Source organism: Gilvimarinus sp. 1_MG-2023 (assembly GCF_030548285.1).
Genome location: NZ_JAUOSC010000380.1, coordinates 1 through 362, shown reverse-complemented (window position 1 = coordinate 362; position 362 = coordinate 1). Strand labels below are relative to the sequence as shown.

Annotated in this window: 1 protein-coding gene; it reads right to left on the bottom strand. The window is 53.0% G+C overall.

The genetic code is table 11. The features are described from left to right. Positions 1 to 344, bottom strand: a 344-nt coding sequence (locus tag Q4563_RS17285) for an amino acid kinase family protein (protein WP_442903778.1), incomplete at its 3' end; no start/stop codon positions are given. Positions 345 to 362: the final 18 nt, after the last annotated feature.

The window sequence follows — 362 nt, the reverse complement described above, 5'->3', positions numbered from 1 at the left end:
CTGCAGTAGTCTCGACGAATCTCGGTGCCCTGATGTTCCGGCTCGAAAGTATTGCGCACAATAAGGCGAATATTCTTTTTACGCAAACCGGCAGCTGCCCGTGGGTGAATCGCTTCCATACCCAGGTTGGCCAGCTGGTCAGCAACATCGTAATTGGTCATGCCGATCGGTTTGACATTCTCGGCACCCACCAGCAAGGGGTCGGCAGTGCTGAAGTGATATTCCTTGTGAATAACCGCTTCACAGGCATCGGTCATGGTCGCGATCTTACTGAACGTCATCTCGCTATAACCACGATCATAGGTGCGCATCAAGCCTTCCCGACACTGGGTATAGCCGGTCACGATGGGCATTTCCGTTTC